This is a genomic window from Streptomyces sp. NPDC002896 (assembly GCF_040295225.1).
Classification (GTDB): domain Bacteria; phylum Actinomycetota; class Actinomycetes; order Streptomycetales; family Streptomycetaceae; genus Streptomyces.
Genome location: NZ_JBEOVA010000001.1, coordinates 200,774 through 221,554 on the forward strand (window position 1 = coordinate 200,774; position 20,781 = coordinate 221,554).

Consider the following 20,781-nt stretch of genomic DNA (forward strand, 5'->3'; position numbering starts at 1 on the left):
CTGCTCCGTATGACGGACGCTGTGCCTTCTCCCGGGGCGAACCCGGGACCCGAGGACCCTGATCTGCGAGTCTCCGAGCCCGATCTGCGAGCCTCCGACACCGACCGCGAGCGGGTCGCCGAACACCTCAGGGATGCGCTGGCCGAGGGCCGCCTCGACATGGCGGAGTTCGAGGAGCGGCTGGAGGCCACCTACAACGCCCGTACGTACGGGGAGTTGGTGCCCCTCACCCGCGACCTGCCCGCCGGCTCGGTCGCCGTGCCCCTCGTGAAGCCGTCCGCCGACTCGCCTGCGCAGACGGGTGGCTGGGCCTCGCGGATCGGCGGCGAGGGCACGTCCTCGTGGGGCGTGGCGATCATGGCGGGCTTCCAGCGCAAGGGGCAGTGGACCGTGCCGCGGCGCTTCACGTCGTTCGCGTTCTGGGGTGGCGGCGAGATCGACCTGCGTGAGGCGCGGTTCGCCGAGCGCGAGGTCGTCATCAACTGCATCGCGATCATGGGCGGCATGAACGTCGTCGTACCACCCGGCGTCGAGGTCGTCGTACGCGGCATCGGCATCATGGGCGGCTTCGACCACCGAGAGGAGGGCGTGCCGGGCGAGCCCGGCGCACCGCGCGTCATCGTGACGGGTCTCGCCTTCTGGGGCGGCGTCGGCGTCGAACGCAAGATCACCCGAGCGGAGAAACAGCGCCTCAAGGAGGAGCGGCGCCGGGAGAAGCTTGAGCGCAAGGAGGCCCTCAGGGAGTTGCACACGTCGTTCCGTGACGACGTGGAGGATGCTCACCGCAAGATGCTCGATGGGCACCGCGACCTGAGGCGCGACCTGCGCGACGAGCGCCGCGAGCGGCACGAGGAGCACCGCGAACGCCGGAGGGCCCGCCGCGAGGAACGCGAGGAGCGGCGCCGCAGGGACTGGGACTGACAGCTCCGGAGCGCCTCGGCCCGGGGCGGGTCACAGCTCCGCGGGCGCCGACCCCTTCAGATGGGCGAGATTGAACGTCTCGGCCATCCGCCGGTACCCCGCATCGCTCGGGTGGAGGTGGTCCCCCGAGTCGTACTCGGGCCGCAGCCTGCGCGGGTTGTACGGGTCCTGCAGGGCCTTGTCGAAGTCCACGAACTCGTCGAACACGCGGCCTGAGCGGATCTGCGCGTTGACGGCCTGCCGGACGGTCTCCAGACCGGGCAGATACCCCCGGTGCCCCTGGAACGGCATCAGCGTCGCCCCGATGACCCGCAGCCCCCGGCTGTGCGCCTGCCGGGTCAGCTCCCGCAGCCCTTCCGTGATCTTGTCGGGATCGGTCTGATGCGGGGTCCGCAGGATGTCGTTGACGCCGAGCGCGATGACGACGGCCTTGACGCCCGTGCGGCTGAGCACGTCGCGGTCGAACCGCGACAGCCCGCTCGGGTTGTCCGCTGTCCGCTTCTGCCCGACGGCGCGCTGCCCCAGCCCGTCGGCGAGGATGCGGTTGCCGCTGATTCCCTCGTTGACGACGCTGTAGCGCGGCGCGCCGGACTCGTCGCGGAGCCGGTCCGCGAGGACGTCGGTCCACCGATGGTTGGCCCCGAACGTGGACGTCACCCCGTCGGTGAGCGAGTCGCCGACGACGACGACGGTGCCCGTCGACTCGTGGCTCAGCACGTCCAGCGCGGTCAGGTACCGCCAGTACGGGCTCTGCTCGGTGTACGCGGCCCCGCTCACGTCCTCGGTCCGGTCGCCCTCCGCGACGTACGAGATCTGGCGCGCCTGCGGGTGGTACGTGACCGGTCCTGACGGCGTCGGCGAGTACGTCGTGACGAGCATGTCCGCGTCGTGCGGTACCTCCATGCGTACCGCGTCGCTCACCACCTGCTGCCCCGCCGGGATCACCACCGAGGTGTTGCCGGAGAACGTCAGCCGCCGCAGCGTGCCGGCCGCGGCCGTCGCGTTGCTGGGCGCGGCGGCCACGGCGATGGAGGCGTGCGTGATGTCGAGCGGCTGCTGTCCGTACAGGTTCGACAGCGTGATGCGAGCGCTGGTGCCGCCGACGCTGGTGTGGACGACGTTGCGGACGGAGTGGCCCGCGAGCCCCTCCTGCTCCGTGCCGGGCTCGGCGGCCGCGGGCGAGGTGGCCCAGGAGCCGACCCAGGTGCCGGCGGAGGCAGGGGCCGCGGAGTTCTGGGGGTTCCGGGGCCCGGCCAGGGTGTCCTGGGAGCTGGTGTCGGCGCGTGAGACGCCGAAATATATGGCGGACGAGACCACCACGACCACCGCGACGATCGCGGCGAGCAAGGCATAACCATGACGCTTGGTCATGCGGTGCGTTTCTCCTCGGGCAAAGGGAGCCCGAGGCTCCGATCTTGGATTCCCCATGATGAGGCATGGGGTGGAGGGCAGCAGAGGGCACCCCCCGACCTCTCAGACGCCGGGAACTCATGGAGCGTTCCGGGAGTCGGTCAGTGAAAGGAGTGCGTTGGAGCACACGGCGTGGGCGGGCCGGCGCGAGGGGCGAGAAGGGCACAGAAGGGAGCGGGAAGGGACAATGCGTACGGGGGACGGCGACGGCGGTGACGCCGACGAGAACGGCGACAACGGCGACAACGGCGACAACGGCGACAACGGCGGCGACGGCGAAAGGTCGAACGGGCCGGTGGATCGGATGGAACGTACGAAAGCGGATGAAGCGGACGTAGGTGCAGGCATGGGGCAGCATGCCCGTGACAGGGGACCCTCACACGAGGTGTCCCCCGAAGGGTTCACCTACAGCGCCGCCGACGAGGAGAAGCAGCGCGGCGTGCGCCGTATGAAGGCCACCGCGAGCGGCCTCCTGCTGCTCGTCGCGCTCATCTACGTCCTGGCGACGTGGGCGCGGAGTGCCGGCGCCGGCCCGTGGACCGGCTATGTCGCTGCGGCCGCGGAGGCCGGCATGGTCGGTGCCCTGGCCGACTGGTTCGCGGTCACCGCGCTCTTCCGCCGCCCCCTCGGCCTGCCCATCCCGCACACCGCGATCATCCCCACGAAGAAGGACCAGCTGGGCGTCTCGCTCGGCGAGTTCGTCGGCGACAACTTCCTGTCCAAGGACGTCGTACGAAAACGGCTGCGCGCCGTGGGCATCGGCGGCCGCCTCGGTGCCTGGCTCGCCGAGCCCTCGCACGCCGACCGCGTCACCGCGGAGCTGGCCGCTGCGCTGCGCGGCGCCCTGACCGTCCTGCGCGACTCCGACGTCCAGGCCGTGGTCGGCGAGGCGATCAACCGGCGGGCCGACGCCCAGGAGATCGCGCCCGGCCTTGGCAAGATGCTGGAGAAGATCGTCGCCGACGGCGGCCACAAACGGGTCGTCGACCTGGTGTGCGTACGTTCCCACGACTGGCTCGTGGAGCACGCCGACTCCGTCATGGACGCGGTGCAGGGCGGCGCCCCCGGCTGGACCCCGCGGTTCGTCGACAAGAAGGTCGGCGAGCGGGTCTACAAGGAGCTGATGCGCTTCGTCACCGAGATGCGCGACATGCCCGAGCACCCCGCGCGCGGCGCCGTCGACCGCTTCCTCGCCGACTTCGCCGTCGACCTGCAGTCCGACACGGACACGCGGGCGCGCGTCGAGTACCTGAAGCGCGAGGTCCTCGGCCGCGGCGAGGTCCAGGACCTCATCGCGTCCGCCTGGTCCGCCGTCCGCTCCATGATCGTCGCCGCGGCGGAGGACGAGCGCAGCGAGCTGCGCCTGCGGGTGCGGGCCTCGCTGCTCTCGCTCGGCGCCCGGATGGCCGTCGACGGACGCCTGCAGAGCAAGGTCGACGGCTGGGTCGAGGGCGCCGCGGTGTACGTGGTCACGACGTACCGCGACGAGATCACGTCCCTCATCACCGACACGGTCGCCGGCTGGGACGCCGAGCACACCTCGAAGAAGATCGAGGCCCACATCGGCCGCGACCTGCAGTTCATCCGGATCAACGGCACGGTGGTGGGTTCGCTGGCCGGGTTGTTGATCTATACGGTTTCGCGGGTGTTCGGGGCGTAGGCCGTGGCCCGTCGCCCATCAGACGTGCTGGGCTACGCGGCGTACCGGCCTACGCGGCGGTCGGAGCCGACTACGAGGCGCGACGGTCGGCGATCGCCCAGGAGGCGAGCGCGACGCCACCCGCGACGGAGAACACGGCGGGCCAGGCGCCCATCTTCTTGGCCAGCGGATGGGAACCGGCGAAGGCGGCGAGGTACGCGGCGGTGAGCGCTCCGGCGGCCTTGCCCCCGGCCTCCCGCCGCCACTGCTGCGCGGCGGCGGCCCCGGCCACGGCGAGCACGGCCCCGCCGAGCTGACGCTTCTTGGTCCACCGGGCGACGCCGTAACCGCCGATGAGCCCACTCGCCGCCACGACCGCGGACGGTACCTTCTGTACCTTCGCCATGACCTGTCTCCTTGCCTGTCGGTCTGTTTCTGCAGGCTAACTCGGGGCCAGGCGGCGGTTCGTAAGGGGGGACACCGACGATGGACCACGTCGAGCGTGAGGGGGTCCGGCTCGCGTACCGGGACCGCGGCGGTCGCGGCGGCAGAGGCGAACCGGGCAGCCCACCGATCCTGCTCTTGCACGGCCTGGCCGGGCACATGGGGGAGTGGGACGCGCTCGCGGAGCTGCTGCTCGCCGACGGCCACCGGGTGGTGGCGTACGACGCCCGAGGCCACGGAGCCAGCACGCGCCGCCCACCGGACATGACGCGAGCGGCGTGCGTACGGGACGCGGTGGCCGTGATCCGCGCACTGGACCTCGCCCCGGTGACCCTGCTGGGCCAATCCCTGGGCGGCCACACGGCTCTGCTCACCGCGGCCGCGCACCCGGACCTGGTGCACGCCCTGATCCTGGTCGAGGCGGGCCCGGGCGGCCCGAACCCGGAACTCCCCACGCAGATAGGCGACTGGCTGGACGGCTGGCCGACCCCCTTCAAGTCCCTCGCCGAGGCCGAGCAGTTCTTCGGCAACGAGGCCTGGGCGAGGGGCCTGGACGAGCGCCCCGACGGCTGGCACGCGCGCGTGGACCGCGACGTCATGGTCGCCGCCGTTGCCGAGCTCGCCACGCACGCGTACTGGGACCAGTGGGAGCGGGTCCGCTGCCCGACGCTCGTCGTACGGGGCTCGAACGGCACGATGCCGGAGGCGGAGACGGCGGAGATGCCCGCCCGTCGCCCCGGAACGACGCAGCTCGCGGTCATCCCGGAGGCGGCCCACGACGTACATCTGGACCAGCCGGCCCGGCTGCACGCGGCGGCTGCGGACTTCCTGGCCGGTGTCGAAGGCCCAACTGGCCGCCGTTGAGGGGCCTCTTGGCCGGTGTTGAAGGGCCAACCGGGTGCTGTTGGAAGGCCCGGGGGCTGTTCCCGTACGAGGGTCGGTAGGAGTGAGTCGCGGGCGCCGCGTCGTGGGGCGGCCCGTTGGGCGGCCCTGTGTCCCCATGTCGAAGGTGCGGAGAGCGATGTGGGGTGAGCGGTATGGGTATGGACGTGGACCGCGTGGCAGCGATGGCACTGGCCGCAGTCTTCGCAGTTGCCGCGGTCGCCAAGCTGACCGATCGGGGTGGGATTCGCCGGGCGATCGCCGACTTCGGCCTGCCGGGCAGGGCCGCGGCGCCCCTGGGTTGGCTTCTCGTGGCGTGCGAATTCGCTACCGCGGTGGCTCTGGCGGTACACCCGTGGGCTCGTGGAGGTGCGCTGGCGGCCCTCGTACTGCTGATGGTCTTCAGCACTGCCATCGCTCTCAACGTGTCCCGCGGGCGGACCCCCGCCTGCCACTGCTTCGGTGGGCTGCAGGCGGCTCCGGTCGGGTGGTCGACCGTCGCGCGCAACGGGCTCCTCGCAACCTTCGCGGGATTCGTTGCCGCTGACGGTCACTTCGCCTGGCTCTTCGCGATTGCCGCGGTCGCCGTGTCGGCGGCCTGGGCGGTACTGGCCGGACGAACCGGACTGGCCGGACGGGTCGGCCTGCGGACGCACCGCATCAGGAGGGTACGGCCGGGCAGGCCCGCACCCGTCTTCTCGCTGCCGGACGAGGGCGGGCAGACGTGGACGCCGGAGCGCCTGCTGACGGGGCGCCGGCCGCTTCTCCTCGTCTTCAGCGACCACGCTTGCGGCGTCTGCAGCGCATTGCTGCCCGAGGTGGCCCGGTGGCAGGACAGCCACGGCGAGCGCTTGACCATTGCCGTCGTGAGCGGGGGTTCGCGGCCGGCGGCCCTGGCCCCGGTCGGCGCAGGCGACTCCGGGCCCGGGCCGAGACGGCTGCTGGCGGACCCCGACCGGAGAGTGCTTGCGGCCTACGGAGTCACGGCCACGCCCAGCGCCGTACTGATCGACGCCGAGGGCATCGTCGTGGCCACGCCGGCGCTCGGTGCGACGGAGATCGGCGAACTGGTCGCCAAGGCGCTGAAGCCTCGCGGCAGGTCGACGATCGCCCGGAGGGCGGTGCTCTTCGCGTCGGCCACGCTCGTCCCCGCTTTCGCCTCGGCCTGCGCGGCGGCCCGCAACGTCACGGGCGCCGCCCCCTCCGGAGGCAGTCCGACCCCCACCGGGTCCGGTCGGCCGAAGGAGCTCAAGGAGGGCGACACATGGTTGTGCGAACAGCGCTACGCACTGTGCACCTCGGCTGCATGCGAGCAGTCGCCCACCGATCCAGGCATCGTCATCTGCCGCTGCGAGGTCAAGGACGGGTACTCCGCCGGTCTCACCTCATGCGCCGAGCGCGCACCGGTCGGCGACAGACTGTTCTCCAATTTCTCGGTGCAGAACACCACCAGCCGTACGCACGCCATGACCTGCCCGAACCGCGGGCTATGGGGCAACTGCCTCGACGTGGTCTGCCAGATCGATCCGAAGAACCCCCAACGGGCACTGTGCCAGTGCAAGTCGGTGGAGAGCGAGAACTTCCTGACGTTCGGCGGCAACTGCGACACCCGCACCTGCACCACGGTGATCTGGTCCGCGGCAACCCAGCAGCTGCCGGGCGTGGCCGAGTACCAGAGCGCCATGAAGAAGATCGGTCTTCCGGTCACGTTTCCGGAGGCGTGTCCGAGCGGTACGCCGCGGACGTGAGGGCCTACGTGGGGCGGCATCCATGGACCCGAAGCCACACTGACGTATAGGGCGGCGAGCCAACCGTAACCGGAAGAATGCGACCTGATTTCCCGGTTCACCCGTGAATCAGTTGAATGTCGGGGAGGCTGGAGTCGGCCGCAAGTGACTGGATCGAGGGGGAGTCATGGGCGCCGACAAGGGCTACGCGTTGAGCGCAGGGGAAGGTCGAGGCGGCCCGAGCGGCTTCCTCGGCACGCCGGTGCGCATGCTCGTCGGCGGCGAGGAGACCGGTGGCGCTTACACGCTGCTCCAGCAGGCGGCGGAGAGGGGCTTCGGACCACCACTGCACGTTCACCACAGTGAGGACGAAGCGTTCTATCTGCTCTCCGGGAGCCTGCGGGTCGTGTGCGGAAGCGACCAGTGGGAGGTCGGCGCCGGCGGTTTCGTCTTCCTGCCACGGGAGGTACCGCACTCCTTCCTCGTGACGTCCGAGACCGCGGAGGTGCTCCAGCTCACCACCCCGTCCGGCTTCGAGCACTTCGCCGCCGATCTGGCCGACGTACCGCTGATTGAGGCGAACATCCCGCGGATCGCCGAGGCCTCCCAACGGCACGGCTACGAGATCCTCGGGCCGCCGCCGTTCCCCCGCGGGGCGTAAGGTCGCCGCGGTGAGCACCCAGATCCATGCATGAAGGAGCGGCAGTGGGCGGGAACGCTGAGATAGCGGCGCTGGCGGAGGTCGTGCCCACGACGCAAGGAGTGGCCGAGCAGATCGATTGGAGTGAGCTCGAGGAGATCTGGGGGACCCGGTTTCCGGCCGACTACGTCGCCTTCATGGAGACGTACGGGGCAGGGCAGCTCAGCGAGGAAATCGGAATACTGCTGCCCGTTCCGCTGCCCGATTCCTATTCGGACGGGAGCGGCCTACGGAACGAGACCCTGAACGCCCGTGACACCTGGAAGATGCTCGGCGGCAGACGGGGCCCCGCCCTCGACGTGGACCCCGACTCCATCCTGGCCTGGGGCGTCACCAGCGGAGCCGACATCTATTGCTGGCTGACCACGGACGACGTTCCTGACCGATGGCCCGTGCTGATCTACGGGCGGCACACGGATCCGACCTTCCAGATCCACCCTTTCGGGATGGCGGAGTTCCTACGCCGACTGCTTACCGATGAGGAATTCCAGGAGGAGACGATCAGCGTCGTCCTTCCGGAGGAGCACTCCTTCATCAACTGGCGCGAGCAGAAACGGCGTGTGGATGCCGACCTGGACCCCTCTACGGGGAAGCCCTGGTATTAGCAGCTTCAGGAGCCGTGGGGTACGGCTGTGCGGCGGGCTGACCGATGGCGCAGTGCAACCGTTCAACCGCCTCAGGAGTCACTTGTGTGACCACAATCCCAACATGAGGTGAAGAGGGACGACTTGCGAAGAAGACTTCTGGCAGCCACCGCTGTGGCTGCGATGACGGCCGGCGGCCTGGCCCTGCCCCTCGCCGCTCCGGCCTCCGCCGCCGGCGCCACCGCCGACGACTTCAACGGCGACGGCTACACGGACCTGGTGGTCGCCACCCCCAAGGCCAAGGTGAACGGAGGGTCCCAGGCGGGGCAGCTGACCGTCCTGTACGGCTCGGCGTCCGGGGTTTCGCCGAATCGTTCCGCCTTGATCAGTCAGAACACTGCAGGAGTGCCCGGCGCGGCGGAGGCGTACGACAAGTTCGGCGCGTCCTACGCCACGGGCGACCTCGACGGCGACGGCTACACCGACCTGGCCGTCGGCGTGCCGGGAGAAGACTCGACCGCTTCCGACATAGGCATCGTCCAGATCCTTTGGGGCGGCTCCCGAGGACTGGTGAACGGTGGGCTGACCGTGTACGGAGCGTCGGACTCGCGTTCCGCCTACCTGTACGGCTCCAACCTCGCGGTCGGCGACTTCGACGGCGACGGCCGCGACCAGCTCGCCGTTACCGGCTACGCCGGAGTCTCGGTGTTCGACGACGGATTCACGCGGTCCACGACTCCCGCCCGGACCGAGTTGTCCACCGGCCCCTCCCAGTTGTACCGGGGTACCGGATCGATCGTGGCGGGTGACTTCGACGGCAACGGCGCCGACGATCTGGTGGTGTCCGGGGACAGTGATCTCGAGGACGACGACGCCGCGGGCGTGTGGCTCGGCTACTACGCGGGCGGCTCCGACGGCATGACGTTCACCGAGAACCTCGGGACCGTGCCGCTCGACGCCGCGCACGTGCGGGCGGCGGGCGACCTCGACAAGGACGGGTACGACGACCTGGTCACCTACGGGAAGGGGGCCTCCGGAGCGGGCACCATCGCCGTTCACTATGGCGGCTCCGGTGGCATCCCGGGCAGCTCGCGCAGCGCCCTGATCGACCAGGACACCCCGGGCGTCCCGGGCGTGAACGAGTCGGGCGACGCGTTCGGCGCCGGCGTTTCGATCGGCGACGTCAACGGCGACGGCTATCCGGACGCAGCGGTGGGCGCGCAGGGCGAGGGTGTCGGCACCGTCGAGTACGCCGGGGCGGTCTGGCTGCTCAAGGGTTCGGCCTCCGGCCTGACCGGCAGCGGTGCCCAGTCCTTCACGCAGAACACCACGGGTGTACCCGGCATCGCCGAGCGCATGGACCGGCTCGGATTCGATGTTCGGCTTCAGGACCTGAACGGCGATGGCCGCGCGGATCTCACCGCCGCCGCCGTCGGCGAGGACGTCTTCGACGACGACGTCCACTACGCCGACGGTGCCGACTGGGTGCTGCGCGGCAGCGCCTCGGGGCTCACGACGTCCGGCGCCGTGTCGTTCAGCGAGAAGGCGTTCGGTCTGACCTACCGCAACAAGTCCTTCGGCTCGGTACTCGGAAGCTGACCTCGGCCGAGGCCCTCAATGAAGGTCCGCCAGGCGCCGGCCCGGAAGGCGACGACAGGGCCGGCCGCCTGCTTGGAATCGCGTATGAGTGCGCCGTCGACGGTGTGCGCACACTCGACGCACTCGCCGCCCGCGCCGTTGCTGTACGAAGACCTGAACCACAACAGGCTGTCCCCGAAAGTCGACTCTGCACTGGTCATCGTGTGTATTCCTTCAGAACGGACTTGATCAACTGGTTGGAACGCTGGGGGCTGAGAGCGGCGGCCCGCAGGCCGTCGAAGGCCCTGGTGTACTCGCGAACGTGGTGTTCGCCTTCCAGATATGTGGCGTCGGTAATGCCGTCCCGGTACACGATGTCCGGGTCTTCCGGATCAGGGAAGCCGAGCATGGTGAACGAGCCCGTGGCCGGGTAGGTGCCGGAGTCGAAGGACAGGACCTGCAAGGTGACGCTCGACAACTGGGCTGACTCCAGGACCCGCTCGAGTTGTTCGCGCATCAGCGCAAGGTCCCCGATGACATTGCGCAGAGCGCCTTCGTTCACGATGAACCAGGCGTCCGGGGCGTCGGGTCGGGTGAGCATGTCCTGGCGCTCGAGGCGAACGTGAACTGCCCGGTCGATGTCCTCCACCGACATATGGGCACCGGTCGTGTGGAGCTCCCGGGCATAGGCAGCGGTCTGCATGAGGCCGGGTAGCAACTCGCACTGGTACTGACGGAACGTGGAGGCGTCCTGCTCCAGACCGATGTAGATGTTGAACCACTCGGGCACGCCAGAGCCGTGGACCTGCCACCAGCCGCGCGTCTTGGCCTCCCTGGCCAGTGACTTGAGGAACTCACGCAGCTCGTCGCTGGTTTCGTAGAAGCGGCACAGGGCGTCGACGTCGGACGGCTGCACCCTTCCGCTGCCGGTCTCCATGCGGTTGACCTTGGAACCACTCCAGTCCAGCGCCGCACCGACCTGGGCGCAGGTGAGGGCGTTCTTCTCGCGGAGCTTCTTCAGCTCGATCGAGAGGCGACGACGGCGTGCCGTCGGTGAACCAGCCATCTCAACCTCCGTCTTGCTAGCGGGGGTTCAGTCTCCGCGCCAAGAGGCGTGCTTGCCAATCACCCAATGGTGCGAATCCCTTCGTGCACATTGCATGGCGGGATGTGTCGCCGTCATTCTGGCTAAGCGCTACGCACCGCATGGACAGGTAACGCTGCGCTGTCCTGCCGGGGACCTGGCGGGCGTCGAGAGGAGCTGGGCGTGATCCAACAAGCATGCATGTCGAGGAAGCCGTGGGATCTGGCCTTCGTGGCCGAACCCGAGGCGGTGTCGGCTCTGCGTCGCATCATGCGCACGCACCTGGGCCTCTGGGGCCTCCACGAGACGGTGGACGCCGCCCAACTCTGCGTAAGCGAACTCGTCTCCAACGTCATCGCGCACGTGGGCGTCGGCACCCCGATCACTCTCGCCGTCTCCATGAGCGGCACATACCTACGGATCGAGGTGCACGACCCCGACACCCGAGCCCTGCCGACGCTCCTCGCCGCGCCCACGGACTCCGAGTCAGGCCGCGGCATGGCACTCGTCGAAGCCGTCTGCGACCGCTGGGGAGTCCAACTCCGCGCCGACCGGAAGGTGGTCTGGTGCGAGCTGGCGACCGGGCTCTGCTCGCCCGACGGCCACAGCGGCGGTGCCCGCGTGACCCGGGTTGAGGCGATGCTCAGCCTCTACGAAGCGGCAAAGCTGCCTCGCCCGGCGAGTCTCGACCCGAGTCCTCTGAGCGTGGCGGTCGCGCAGGCGACGGCGGTCGACGCCATCGCCGATCTACTCCACTGGCTACGGGCCCACGGCTGTGATCCTGACGAGGCATTGGATCGGGCGCAGATTCACTTCGAGGCGGAGTGCGGTGGCCGATTGAACTAGCCGGCAGCAATGGCCGAGTATGTCCACACGTCGGCCGGAATCTGGTGCTTGAGCTTCCATGTGATCGCCATTGGCTTGGTGCCCTTGTGCTCGACATACTCGGCTGGGCCGAGCAGCATCCATGGCTGGGCTCCGCCGATATCGGTGCTCTTGTAGCGGCGTACGAAGAGCAGGACATGGCTGCCCTCAGCGGCATGACGCTGGTAGCGCAGTCCGGTGCGTGAGGTGTCCGAGGTCTGGTTCTGGGACTCCCAGTGGAAAAGCGTCTCGCTCAACGCGTAGTCGTGATAGCGGGTCTGTGGCGAAAAGTCCTTCTCGTCTTTGTCAAGGGTGATGAGTAGTGCGTCGGTCCGGATCGACTCGCACCACTTCACGCCCTCGCGGAAGTCGCCTGGCATAAAGCCACCGATGTACGACTGGCCGAGTGCCGGGAGGATCTCCTCACGGCTGTAGGAAGCGTGCACGGTCAGCGGGAGGCCCGTCGCGCCTCCGAGTCCGAGCAGAGGGATCGGGACGTGCTCTGTGTGGTCGAGGTTGTACTCCAGGACCTGACGCAGCTCGCTGCGCACAGCGTGTTGATTGCGCAAGGTCGCAAACCCGGCGTCGTAGTCCGCGAAGCCTTTACGGATGGAGCCCCCGAGCGGCCAGAGCTGGAAGAAGAGCATCCGGGCGTATGCCTGCCCCTGTTCGTCCAGTTCGCCGTATGCGGGAGCGTCGTCCTCCAACATGCGGGTGTACGCCGCAACCCGCAGCGGGTCGTCCACGTGGAGGAAGGCGGGGACGCGCTTGAGTAGCGCGGCTTCGCCTTCCGGTGCCTCGCCCTTCAAGAGACCGGAGCGCCGTAGCAGTCCGGTCCACGAGTTTCCGCTTCCCCGGTAGAGCTCTTTCAGTTCCCGACTGCTCTCGTGGAGATATCTGCTGAGCTGCGGCTCGGCATAGGCCGCGACTTCGCGGGCCAGGGCGGTGACGTTGACGCCGATCTGATCCTTGATATTGGCGATTACCGTGCTCTTGGCCTTCTCCTCGAGGATGATCTGGCAGCCCGAGGGAAGCTGCGGAAAATCATGCTTGATGTTGTCGAGTAGTCGATTGCGTGTGAGGTTCGTCAGAGCTCGGAACTGGTTCTCGAAACGGAACTCCTTGCGGTGTTGCCCGATGAAGTCCAGTACCGTGAGAACCGCTTTGTTCTCGCTACGGCGCAGGCCTCGGCCGAGCTGTTGCAGAAATACTGTCGCGCTGGATGTCGGGCGCAGCAGGAGCAGTGTGTCCACGTCTGGGATATCGAGTCCCTCATTGAAGAGGTCCACAGAGAAGATCACTTGCAGCCCGCCGTTGTTGAGATCGATCAGGGCCTGCTTGCGCTGTTCGGCCGGGGTTTCCCCGGACAGGGCCACGGCGTTCAGTCCGGCGGCGCGGAAGTACTCGGCCATGAAGTGGGCGTGCGCGACCGAAACACAAAAGCCCAGTGCTCGCATCGTGCCCGGTTCGGCGATCTTCTCTTCCACGGCCTTCACTACCAGCCGGGCCCGCGCATCGTTGCCGGTCAGCACATTGCTCAGAGCCGTCGCGTCATATGCCCCACGCTTCCACTCCACCGCGCTCAGGTCGGTGTTGTCACTGATGCCGAAGTAGTGGAAGGGGCTGAGCAGATCGTTCTCCAAGGCCTCCCACAGCCGCATCTCAGCGGCGATCCGCCCATCGAAGAATTCGTCCTGGATGTTCCTACCGTCCATGCGCTCGGGTGTCGCAGTCAGCCCGAGCAGTTCTTGGGGAAGGAAGTGATCGAGAATCTTCCGATACGTCGGTGACGTCCCGTGGTGGAACTCGTCGATCACGATCACGTCGAAGTGGTCCGGGTCAAGGCGGTCGAGGGCTCGTGCGTTGAGTGACTGCACGCTGGCGAACACATGCGTCCAGCGCTCCGGGATCTCCCCGCTATGCAGTGGCTCGCCGAAGTTTGCGTCCACCAGCACGTCCTGATAAGTCCGCATCGACTGCTGCAGAATCTCCCTGCGGTGCGCAACGAATAGCAGTCGCAGGTCGCGACCATGCTTTTTGCGTAGCTGCTTGTAATCGAGCGCGGCCATCACGGTCTTACCCGTCCCAGTCGCGGCCACGAGCAGATTCCGGTGCCGGTCATGGACATCGCGCTCCACCTCGAGCCGCTCCAGCATGTCGCGCTGATGGGGATAGGGCCGTACCTCCAGCCCAGACAGCGAGATCCTGCGGTCTGCGGCCGACCCCGAAGACGTACCGCCCGCGATGGCCAGAGCTTCTTGCAGACGTTCCCCGTCAGCATCGGGGTCGTACGTCTCGAAGGAGGGATCGTTCCAGTAGGCGTCGAAGGTCGCTTCGAACTTCCGCAGAACATCGGGCGTGGCCACGGACGACAGCCGCACGTTCCATTCCAGGCCGTCCAGCAGAGCGGCTTTGGAGAGATTGGAACTACCGACGTATGCCGTGTCGTATCCACTGTCGCGCCGGAACAGCCATGCTTTAGCGTGGAGTCGAGTCGACCGCGTCTCGTAGTTCACTTTGACTTCGGCGTTGAACTCGTTCACGAGCCGGTCGAGCGCGCGCCGCTCGGTCGCCCCGATGTACGTCGTCGTGATGACTCGAATCGGTACCCCTCGCTCGTGCGCCGCCTTGAGGGACTGCTCGATGATGCGCAGGCCATGCCACTTCACGAAGGCACAGAGCAGGTCCACGCGGTCGGCGGTGGCGAGCTCGGCGCGCAACTCGAAGCCGAGGCTCGGGTCCTCCGGGGAGTTGGTGATGAGAGCGGTGTCGGAGAGCGGGGTCGCCGGCCGGACAGCGTAGACACCAGGGGCCTCTTGGCGGGTCAGCGCGAGGAGCTGACGCGGTCCGTCGGCCACCAAGTCCACCCATTCTCTGGCCCCATCCAGAGTGCTGATGGAATCCAGAATGTGGTTCGCGGCGTATACCCGCTCCTCGGCAGGAATGCCTTGCAGTACGCGCCGTACCGTGCTGGCGACATGCCCTGCCAAGACATGCGGAACCGATTCTTCCCCGACTCGATCTCTCAAGGGGCGCCACCCGATGCCGGCCAGCTCCTTCAGTCGCTGCTCAAGGCGCACCGTGATGAGCTGCTCGTACAGCCCAGCCGACGGCGTTGCGGTGTCGCTGGCGATCTGAGGCATAGGCCCGCTCCATTGAACTCGTGATGGACGCAGCCGTTCTATCAGGGAGCACCGACATTCCCCTTGTGCCTCAAGAAAATTCGGATGAGCGAAGTCATAGGGAGCCACGCCGAGTACCTCAAACCACGGCACCGCCTCGATTTGGCGCAGTGCTTACGGCGGTGGTGCTGTCGCTTCGCCTCTCGCCGTTACCCGTCCGTCCCGTGGCACTCCCCATAACCCCGCCCCGACCCGCACCAACACCCCGCATCCCGCCGAGGCGGCCAAGCCACCGCCCGTCCCCGGGCCGCCAGTGTCGTCGCGTACTGCGGGAGCAGCGACGCGTCCGACGGGGACGCGGCCTCCGAGGCGGCGAAGGCCTCGTAGGACGGGACCGTGGCTGTGACGATGCCGAGGTTGGGGGTGCCGGAGGCGGCGAGTTCGCGGAGGGAGGTTTCCACTGTGGTGAGGTGTTGCTCGTGGGACGGGTACTCCGAGGCCAGGTCCGGGTACGCCGTGAGGAGTTCGGTGAGTTCGGGGGCCGGCCAGTGGAGTACCGCGACCGGGAAGGGGCGCGAGAGGGCCTCTCGGTAGGAGCCCAGTTCCGCTTGGAGGCGGGAAATCTCGGCGCGGAGCTCCGCGGGGTCCTCCGAGCCCAGGGACCATACGCGCTTGGGGTCGTGGAGTTCGTCCAGGGGCACCCGGGCGGGTGCCGTGGAAGACGTGTGCGCAGCGTGCAGTTCGTCGGCCAGTGTGTCCCACTCGTCGTGCGGGGCGCCGAGCATACGGCGGACGCGGTGGCGGCCGAAGAGGACCGGGTGCACCGTCTGCGGCGGCTCCGGGTCGCCGGCCAGCAGGAGGGTGACCGCCTGAGTGAACGTTTCCTGGGACGCCTCGAGCTCGTCGTGGGCCTCGAGCGCCTCGGCGACGATCACCCACGGCGCGGCGTCCTTCGGTGCCGCCGCCCGTAGGCCGTCGATGATCGCGCGGGCCTCCGCCTCATGGCCGTACTCCCAGAGGTTGGCGGCCTTCAGGGCCTTCACCAGCTGGGGGTTCTCCAGGGCCGCGGGGGAGGACGGCGAGAGCAGGCGGTCGTAGAGCGTCGTCGCGCGTTCTCGGTCCTCGGCCAGTTCGAGGTGGGCCGCGGCCTGCAGGAGCAGGTGCTCCGCGTCCTCGGGGTAGAGCCCGGCCGTGCGCACCATGCGCTCGGCTTCGGCGATGTGGTCGACATGGTCGGCAGGCGTGTCGGGGCGCATGGGGGACACCGTACTGCGGACAGGTGGCGGTGAAGAGGCATGTGTGCGTCAGTGTGGGCGGCGGTGCGTGATCTTTAGGCTGTGCCGCGCGTGGTCTCGGGGTGTGCCATGTGTGGTCTTTGGGCTGTCCCGTGCGTGGTCTTTGCGCTGTCCCAACGCTTCCCTTCGTGGCCCTGGTCACTTGAAGGCCCAGCACCTATTGTGCGGGCCGGTGCGGGCCGGCGGAGGGAGAGGCCGTGCGGGTGTGGTCGCGGGCGCGGGTTCCGGTGGTCGTGCAGGGGCAGCTCCGTCGGCGTGGGGCGGCCGCCCGGGTGCTGTGGACCGGCGCCGAGGTCGCCGTCACCGTCGGACTCGTCCTGCTCCTCCTCGTCGTCCATCAGCTGTGGTGGACCAACCGGCAGGCGCAGCAGGCCGCCGATCGGACCGTGCAGGCGCTTGAGCGGGAGTGGGGGAGCGATGGTACGCCGGGCGGTGAGGACAGCGGCGCGGACTCCGCCGACAGTGACGGTGGGGAGCAGGGCGCGAACCACGACGGTTCGTCCTCCGCCGCGGGCTCGTCCCCTGGTACCAGTACCCGAACCCGGCGCGCCACCGCCCCCCGCTGGGATCAGGCCTACGCCGTCCTCGCCATCCCCCGACTCGGCCTCCGCGTCCCCGTGGCCGAAGGGATCAGCAAGACGGGCGTCCTCAACAAGGGGTACGCGGGGCACTACCCCGGCACCGCCCAGCCCGGCCGTGCCGGGAACTTCGCCCTCGCCGGGCACCGCAACACCCACGGCGAACCGTTCCGCTACATCAACCGCCTCCGGCGCGGCGACGAACTGCGCGTCGAGACAAAGACGGCCGTCTACACATACGTCGTCGACAAGACCCTGCCGCAGACCTCGGCCCGCGACGGGGGCGTGATCGCGAGCGTGCCGCGCAGCCAGGTCAGGAGCGGATACGGGTACCGCGAGCCCGGCTACTACGTCACGCTCACCACCTGCACCCCCGAGTACACCTCCAAGTACCGCCTCGTGGTGTGGGGCAAGTTGCAGTCCATGCGGCCGCGCTGAGCCGGGCGGCGGATGGCGAGCGGCGCATGCTGGTGACCGGCCCGTACCGGTCGGTCGATAGGCTCGCCTTCCGTGAGCGCACCACCACCTGAACGGTCGGCCGACCGTCCCGCCGTTGTCCCCCGGTACCACCTGCTGTGGCTGCTGACCCCCTTCGTCCTCTATCTCGGGGCGCTCCCCTTCGTGAACCGCGTACAGCCGGTTCTCCTCGGGCTGCCGTTCCTCTTCGTGTGGCTGCTCGCCGCGACACTCCTCACGCCGCTCGCCGTGTGGCTCACCTGGCGGGGAGACCAGCGTCGGCGGAAGCAATGCCAAGGCCGTACGCAGGCCGAGGAGCGTACGCAGGCCGGCGGAGGTCGTCCGTGAGCGCCGCCACGATCGCCACCTCCGTCTTCGGCGTCTTCATGGTCGCCACCGTCGTGCTCGGTCTCCTGGCCGTGCGCGGCCGCGGTTCCGGCGGCGGGCTCGCCGAGTGGTCCGTGGGCGGGCGCAGCCTCGGGGCCGTGTTCATCTGGGTGCTGATGGCGGGGGAGAGCTACACGAGCTTCAGCTATCTGGGCGCGGCGGGCTGGGGGTACAACTACGGCGCCCCGGTGCTCTACGTCGTCGCGTACATGTCCTGCGGGTACGCGGTCGGCTACCTGGTGGGGCCGATGCTCTGGGGGTACGCACGCCGGCACGGGCTCGTCGGCATCACGGACATGATCGCGCACCGCTACGGGCGGCCCTGGCTGGGTGCCGTCGTCGCCGTGCTGGCGACCGTCTGCCTGTTGCCGTACATCCAGCTGCAGATCACCGGCATGGGCGTCGTCGTCTCGACGATCTCGTACGGTGCCATCAGCCTGAACTGGGCCTATTTCATCGCCTTCGCGGTCACCACCGCCTTCGTGGTCGTCAGCGGGCTGCGCGGCAGCGCCTGGGTCTCCGTCCTCAAGGACGTCCTGGTCATCGGGACGCTCGGCTTCCTCGCCGTCTACGTACCCCTGCACTACTTCGACGGGTACGGGCCGTTCCTCGACCGGCTGGTCGCGGAGAAAAGCGCCTGGCTCACCCTGCCGGGCCACGGCGGGGGCGCGACGGGCGGCGGCAGTGGACTCGGCCAGGCGTGGTTCGTCTCGACCTCGCTGCTCAACGCGCTGACCGTCGTCATCTTCCCCACCACCGTCGCCGGTTATCTGGGCGCGCGGGACGCGGACGCCCTGCGCCGCAACGCCATCTGGCTGCCCGCCTACAACGTGCTGTTGTTCGTGCCGATGCTGCTCGGCATGGCCGCGCTGTTCGTGGTCCCGGGACTGGCCGGCGCCGACTCCAACCTGGCACTCTTCAAGCTCGTCGTGGACTCGCTGCCCGCGTGGGCGGTCGGCGTGATCGGGGTCGCGGCCGCGCTGTCATCCATCGTGCCGATGGCCGTGTTCATGCTGGTCATCGGCACCATGTGGGGGCGGAGCGTGCTCCCGCTGTCGCCGCGCTGGCAGAGCCAGGGGCGGCAGAAGCTCGCCTCGCAGACCGTCGTCCTGGCCGCGGGCACGCTCGCGCTGATCATGACGTACGCGGCGCCCAACACCCTCGTACGGCTGTCGCTCATCTCCTACGAGGGGATGGCGCAGCTCGTGCCGATGCTGCTGCTCGGACTGGTGTGGCGGCGGCTCACGCTGATGGGTGCGCTGAGCGGGCTGGTCGCCGGCGGAGGGCTCGTCTGCTGGCTGGTCTTCTCCGGCCATGATCCGGTGTTCGGGGTCAACGCCGGGATCGTCGCGCTCGCCGTGAATCTCGTCGTGGCGCTCGTGGTGTCGTACGCCGGTCCGGGCGAGCGTGACGGGCGGCCGGACTCCGACGTGCTGGCGGTGCGCGACGCGGACGGCGGCATCGTCAGCGAGGACGCCCCGGCGGTCGCGGGGGCCGCTCCCGCAGCACCGGCCCCGTGAGCGCTGTCAGCGACGACGCCCCGTCCCTCGCGGGGGCCGTTCCCGCAGCGCCGGCACGATGAGCGCCGCCAGCAGCCCGAGCGCGGCCGAGAGGACGAGGATCGTGTTCGAGCCGTTGACGAGCGCGGCCGGCGAACCCGACGACGCAGCGGGTCCCGCCGAGGTGGCCACGGCGATCGTCAGCGCGACGCCCGCCGACGAGCCGATGTAGCGGGCCGTCTGGTTGGCGCCCGAGCCCATCGCGGCACGCTCGGCGGGCACCGACTCGACGGACAGCAGCGGCAGCGCGGCGTTCAGCAGGCCGCTGCCCGCGCCGGCGACGACGAGACCGGGCAGCAGCCGCGGCCAGGAACCCGCCGGGACGGCGCCCAGCATCGCCAGTACGCCGACGCTGTGCAGGACGAAACCGAGGGCGAGCTGATGGCGCGGGGTCACGCGGCCCGCGAGCCGCCGGGCCTGGAGTGCAACCAGGAAGGACACACCCGACCAGAGCAGGAACAGCCACGCCGTGGCCATCGCGGACATGCCGAGCGTCTGCTGGAGCAGCGCGGGGAGGAAGCTGAACAGGCCGATCACGGCGAGGCCGGTGAACAGGCCGCCCGCGAGCGAGGCCAGGAACGCCGGGCGCCGCAGCAGTCCGAGGTCGATCATCGGCACCGCGGTGCGCCGTTCGACGAGTACGAACAGGCTGGTCAGGACCGCGGCGGCGGCCATGAGCACGCCGATGGACGGGCGCAGCCAGCCCTCCCGGCCCAGCGTCAGCGCGGCCAGCACGGCGACCAGCGCCAGGCCGAACGCGAGTGCCCCGGCCAGGTCGGGGCGGCCGCCGCGCGGGGCTTTGGACTCCGTCAACGACCGGCCGCCGAAGGCCGCCAGTACGAGGGCCGCCGCGCCGAGTACGGCGTACGTCAGCCGCCAGTCCAGCTCCGCCAGGCCGCCCGCGAGCAGCGGGCCCACCGCGATGCCGCCGCTGACGAACGCGCCCCAGACGCCGGTCGCCCTGACCCGGCCCCGCGCGGTGGGGAAGGCGTGCACGATCAGGCCGAGGCTGCTGGCGAGGATCGCCGCGCTCGCCGCGCCCTGGGCCACCCGGGCGAGGGTGAACAACCAGGTCGAGGTCGCGAGCGCGCCGAGCGCGGTGGTGATGCCGAGTGCCGTGGTGCCGGCGAGGAAGATCCGGCGGCGGCCGTAGTCGTCGGCGAGGCTGCCAGCCACCAGCAGGAGCGCGGCGAGGCCCAGCGGGGTGCCGTTCAGCAGCCATGCCTGGGCTGAGAGCGGGGTGCCGAGGGACGCGGCCGTGAGGGGCAGCGTGACCATCGGTGCCGTGTAGATCATCAGGGCCACCGCGGTGGCGGCGCTGGTGAGGGCGAGGGTGGCGGCGGGGCGGGGGCGCGGGCCGGGGCCTGTGTCCGGGCCTGGCCTCGGTGGTGCGGTGGCCGCGGCTTCGGTGGCTGCGATCCGGGGCATGTCCTGTCCCTTCGAAACCCGAGAGTCCGACCTGATGGTTCATTCATTGAACCTAGGTCGTCACGCCACCGTAACAGCCACAGTTCAATCACTGAACCAAGTCAGCGAAAAATGACTACAGTG

General features: G+C 69.3%; 18 protein-coding genes. 11 read left to right on the forward strand and 7 right to left on the reverse strand.

The annotated features are described in order from the left end of the window. Window positions 1-9 precede the first annotated feature (9 nt). The gene (locus tag ABT009_RS00805) at window positions 10-921 is read left to right on the forward strand and encodes a DUF1707 SHOCT-like domain-containing protein (RefSeq protein ID WP_351287906.1); all 912 of its coding nucleotides are present in this window, start codon (window positions 10-12) and stop codon (window positions 919-921) included. Window positions 922-951: 30 nt separating this feature from the next. On the opposite strand, the gene ABT009_RS00810 is transcribed toward ABT009_RS00805, so the two are convergent. Further along, on the reverse strand, window positions 952-2,292 hold the full coding sequence (locus ABT009_RS00810) for an SGNH/GDSL hydrolase family protein (RefSeq protein ID WP_351287909.1): 1,341 nt from the start codon (window positions 2,290-2,292) through the stop codon (window positions 952-954). Between the two features lie 385 nt (window positions 2,293-2,677). On the opposite strand from ABT009_RS00810, the gene ABT009_RS00815 reads away from it, so the two are divergent. Further along, a complete protein-coding gene (locus ABT009_RS00815; RefSeq protein WP_351288575.1) occupies window positions 2,678-3,991 on the forward strand; it encodes a DUF445 domain-containing protein in 1,314 nt (437 codons plus the stop codon). A gap of 70 nt (window positions 3,992-4,061) precedes the next feature. Here the strand turns inward: ABT009_RS00815 and ABT009_RS00820 are convergent, their stop codons facing one another. After that, window positions 4,062-4,376, reverse strand: a complete 315-nt coding sequence (locus ABT009_RS00820) for a hypothetical protein (RefSeq protein WP_351287912.1) — start codon at window positions 4,374-4,376, stop codon at window positions 4,062-4,064. An 80-nt stretch (window positions 4,377-4,456) separates the two neighbouring features. Between ABT009_RS00820 and ABT009_RS00825 the strand changes: the two genes are divergently transcribed. The 5 genes from ABT009_RS00825 to ABT009_RS00845 all read left to right on the forward strand — a co-directional run bounded on the left by ABT009_RS00825 (window position 4,457) and on the right by ABT009_RS00845 (window position 9,906). Continuing rightward, the gene (locus tag ABT009_RS00825; RefSeq protein ID WP_351287915.1) at window positions 4,457-5,278 is read left to right on the forward strand and encodes an alpha/beta fold hydrolase; all 822 of its coding nucleotides are present in this window, start codon (window positions 4,457-4,459) and stop codon (window positions 5,276-5,278) included. 173 nt (window positions 5,279-5,451) lie between these two features. Further along, window positions 5,452-7,044, forward strand: coding sequence for a MauE/DoxX family redox-associated membrane protein (locus ABT009_RS00830; protein WP_351288577.1), 1,593 nt, complete (start codon window positions 5,452-5,454; stop codon window positions 7,042-7,044). Between the two features lie 166 nt (window positions 7,045-7,210). Beyond that, entirely contained in the window at window positions 7,211-7,684 is a 474-nt protein-coding gene (locus tag ABT009_RS00835) for a cupin domain-containing protein (protein WP_351287917.1), read from the forward strand. Between the two features lie 44 nt (window positions 7,685-7,728). Further along, window positions 7,729-8,328 carry an SMI1/KNR4 family protein gene (locus ABT009_RS00840; RefSeq protein WP_351287920.1) on the forward strand — a complete coding sequence of 200 codons (600 nt, stop codon included), beginning with the start codon at window positions 7,729-7,731 and terminating at the stop codon, window positions 8,326-8,328. A 123-nt stretch (window positions 8,329-8,451) separates the two neighbouring features. Continuing rightward, a complete protein-coding gene (locus ABT009_RS00845; RefSeq protein WP_351287923.1) occupies window positions 8,452-9,906 on the forward strand; it encodes an FG-GAP-like repeat-containing protein in 1,455 nt (484 codons plus the stop codon). On the opposite strand, the gene ABT009_RS00850 is transcribed toward ABT009_RS00845, so the two are convergent. Beyond that, window positions 9,867-10,106 (reverse strand): DUF397 domain-containing protein, encoded by a 240-nt coding sequence (locus ABT009_RS00850; RefSeq protein WP_351287926.1) that lies wholly within the window; start codon window positions 10,104-10,106, stop codon window positions 9,867-9,869. The genes ABT009_RS00845 and ABT009_RS00850 overlap by 40 nt on opposite strands. Continuing rightward, window positions 10,103-10,951 carry a helix-turn-helix domain-containing protein gene (locus tag ABT009_RS00855; protein WP_351287929.1) on the reverse strand — a complete coding sequence of 283 codons (849 nt, stop codon included), beginning with the start codon at window positions 10,949-10,951 and terminating at the stop codon, window positions 10,103-10,105. Before ABT009_RS00855 ends, ABT009_RS00850 begins: the two co-directional genes overlap by 4 nt. A gap of 219 nt (window positions 10,952-11,170) precedes the next feature. On the opposite strand from ABT009_RS00855, the gene ABT009_RS00860 reads away from it, so the two are divergent. Continuing rightward, on the forward strand, window positions 11,171-11,815 hold the full coding sequence (locus ABT009_RS00860; protein ID WP_351288579.1) for an ATP-binding protein: 645 nt from the start codon (window positions 11,171-11,173) through the stop codon (window positions 11,813-11,815). Here ABT009_RS00860 and ABT009_RS00865 read toward each other — a convergent pair. Together ABT009_RS00865 and ABT009_RS00870 are read right to left on the reverse strand one after the other, a co-directional pair. Beyond that, window positions 11,812-14,976, reverse strand: a complete 3,165-nt coding sequence (locus tag ABT009_RS00865; RefSeq protein ID WP_351287932.1) for a DEAD/DEAH box helicase — start codon at window positions 14,974-14,976, stop codon at window positions 11,812-11,814. The genes ABT009_RS00860 and ABT009_RS00865 overlap by 4 nt on opposite strands. A 188-nt stretch (window positions 14,977-15,164) precedes the next feature. Then, on the reverse strand, window positions 15,165-16,211 hold the full coding sequence (locus ABT009_RS00870; RefSeq protein ID WP_351287935.1) for an SEC-C metal-binding domain-containing protein: 1,047 nt from the start codon (window positions 16,209-16,211) through the stop codon (window positions 15,165-15,167). Window positions 16,212-16,453: 242 nt separating this feature from the next. Between ABT009_RS00870 and ABT009_RS00875 the strand changes: the two genes are divergently transcribed. The 3 genes from ABT009_RS00875 to ABT009_RS00885 all read left to right on the forward strand — a co-directional run bounded on the left by ABT009_RS00875 (window position 16,454) and on the right by ABT009_RS00885 (window position 19,191). Next, window positions 16,454-17,266 carry a class E sortase gene (locus ABT009_RS00875; RefSeq protein ID WP_502989799.1) on the forward strand — a complete coding sequence of 271 codons (813 nt, stop codon included), beginning with the start codon at window positions 16,454-16,456 and terminating at the stop codon, window positions 17,264-17,266. 72 nt (window positions 17,267-17,338) lie between these two features. Further along, complete coding sequence (locus ABT009_RS00880) at window positions 17,339-17,632, forward strand: DUF3311 domain-containing protein (RefSeq protein ID WP_351287938.1); 294 nt, start codon at window positions 17,339-17,341, stop codon at window positions 17,630-17,632. A gap of 38 nt (window positions 17,633-17,670) precedes the next feature. Further along, entirely contained in the window at window positions 17,671-19,191 is a 1,521-nt protein-coding gene (locus ABT009_RS00885) for a sodium:solute symporter family protein (RefSeq protein WP_351288583.1), read from the forward strand. Between the two features lie 6 nt (window positions 19,192-19,197). Here the strand turns inward: ABT009_RS00885 and ABT009_RS00890 are convergent, their stop codons facing one another. After that, the gene (locus tag ABT009_RS00890; protein ID WP_351287941.1) at window positions 19,198-20,658 is read right to left on the reverse strand and encodes an MFS transporter; all 1,461 of its coding nucleotides are present in this window, start codon (window positions 20,656-20,658) and stop codon (window positions 19,198-19,200) included. Between the last annotated feature and the right edge of the window lie 123 nt (window positions 20,659-20,781).

Bases quoted from the DNA above. Each gene is read 5' to 3' on its own strand.
- ABT009_RS00865 (WP_351287932.1), bottom strand. From the start codon at position 14,976: ATGCCTCAGATCGCCAGCGACACCGCAACGCCGTCGGCTGGGCTGTAC.
- ABT009_RS00830 (WP_351288577.1), top strand. From the start codon at position 5,452: ATGGGTATGGACGTGGACCGCGTGGCAGCGATGGCACTGGCCGCAGTC.
- ABT009_RS00860 (WP_351288579.1), top strand. From the start codon at position 11,171: ATGTCGAGGAAGCCGTGGGATCTGGCCTTCGTGGCCGAACCCGAGGCG.
- ABT009_RS00815 (WP_351288575.1), top strand. From the start codon at position 2,678: ATGGGGCAGCATGCCCGTGACAGGGGACCCTCACACGAGGTGTCCCCC.
- ABT009_RS00850 (WP_351287926.1), bottom strand. From the start codon at position 10,106: ATGACCAGTGCAGAGTCGACTTTCGGGGACAGCCTGTTGTGGTTCAGG.
- ABT009_RS00885 (WP_351288583.1), top strand. From the start codon at position 17,671: ATGGTCGCCACCGTCGTGCTCGGTCTCCTGGCCGTGCGCGGCCGCGGT.
- ABT009_RS00825 (WP_351287915.1), top strand. From the start codon at position 4,457: ATGGACCACGTCGAGCGTGAGGGGGTCCGGCTCGCGTACCGGGACCGC.
- ABT009_RS00835 (WP_351287917.1), top strand. From the start codon at position 7,211: ATGGGCGCCGACAAGGGCTACGCGTTGAGCGCAGGGGAAGGTCGAGGC.
- ABT009_RS00870 (WP_351287935.1), bottom strand. From the start codon at position 16,211: ATGCGCCCCGACACGCCTGCCGACCATGTCGACCACATCGCCGAAGCC.
- ABT009_RS00805 (WP_351287906.1), top strand. From the start codon at position 10: ATGACGGACGCTGTGCCTTCTCCCGGGGCGAACCCGGGACCCGAGGAC.
- ABT009_RS00855 (WP_351287929.1), bottom strand. From the start codon at position 10,951: ATGGCTGGTTCACCGACGGCACGCCGTCGTCGCCTCTCGATCGAGCTG.
- ABT009_RS00890 (WP_351287941.1), bottom strand. From the start codon at position 20,658: ATGCCCCGGATCGCAGCCACCGAAGCCGCGGCCACCGCACCACCGAGG.
- ABT009_RS00810 (WP_351287909.1), bottom strand. From the start codon at position 2,292: ATGACCAAGCGTCATGGTTATGCCTTGCTCGCCGCGATCGTCGCGGTG.
- ABT009_RS00820 (WP_351287912.1), bottom strand. From the start codon at position 4,376: ATGGCGAAGGTACAGAAGGTACCGTCCGCGGTCGTGGCGGCGAGTGGG.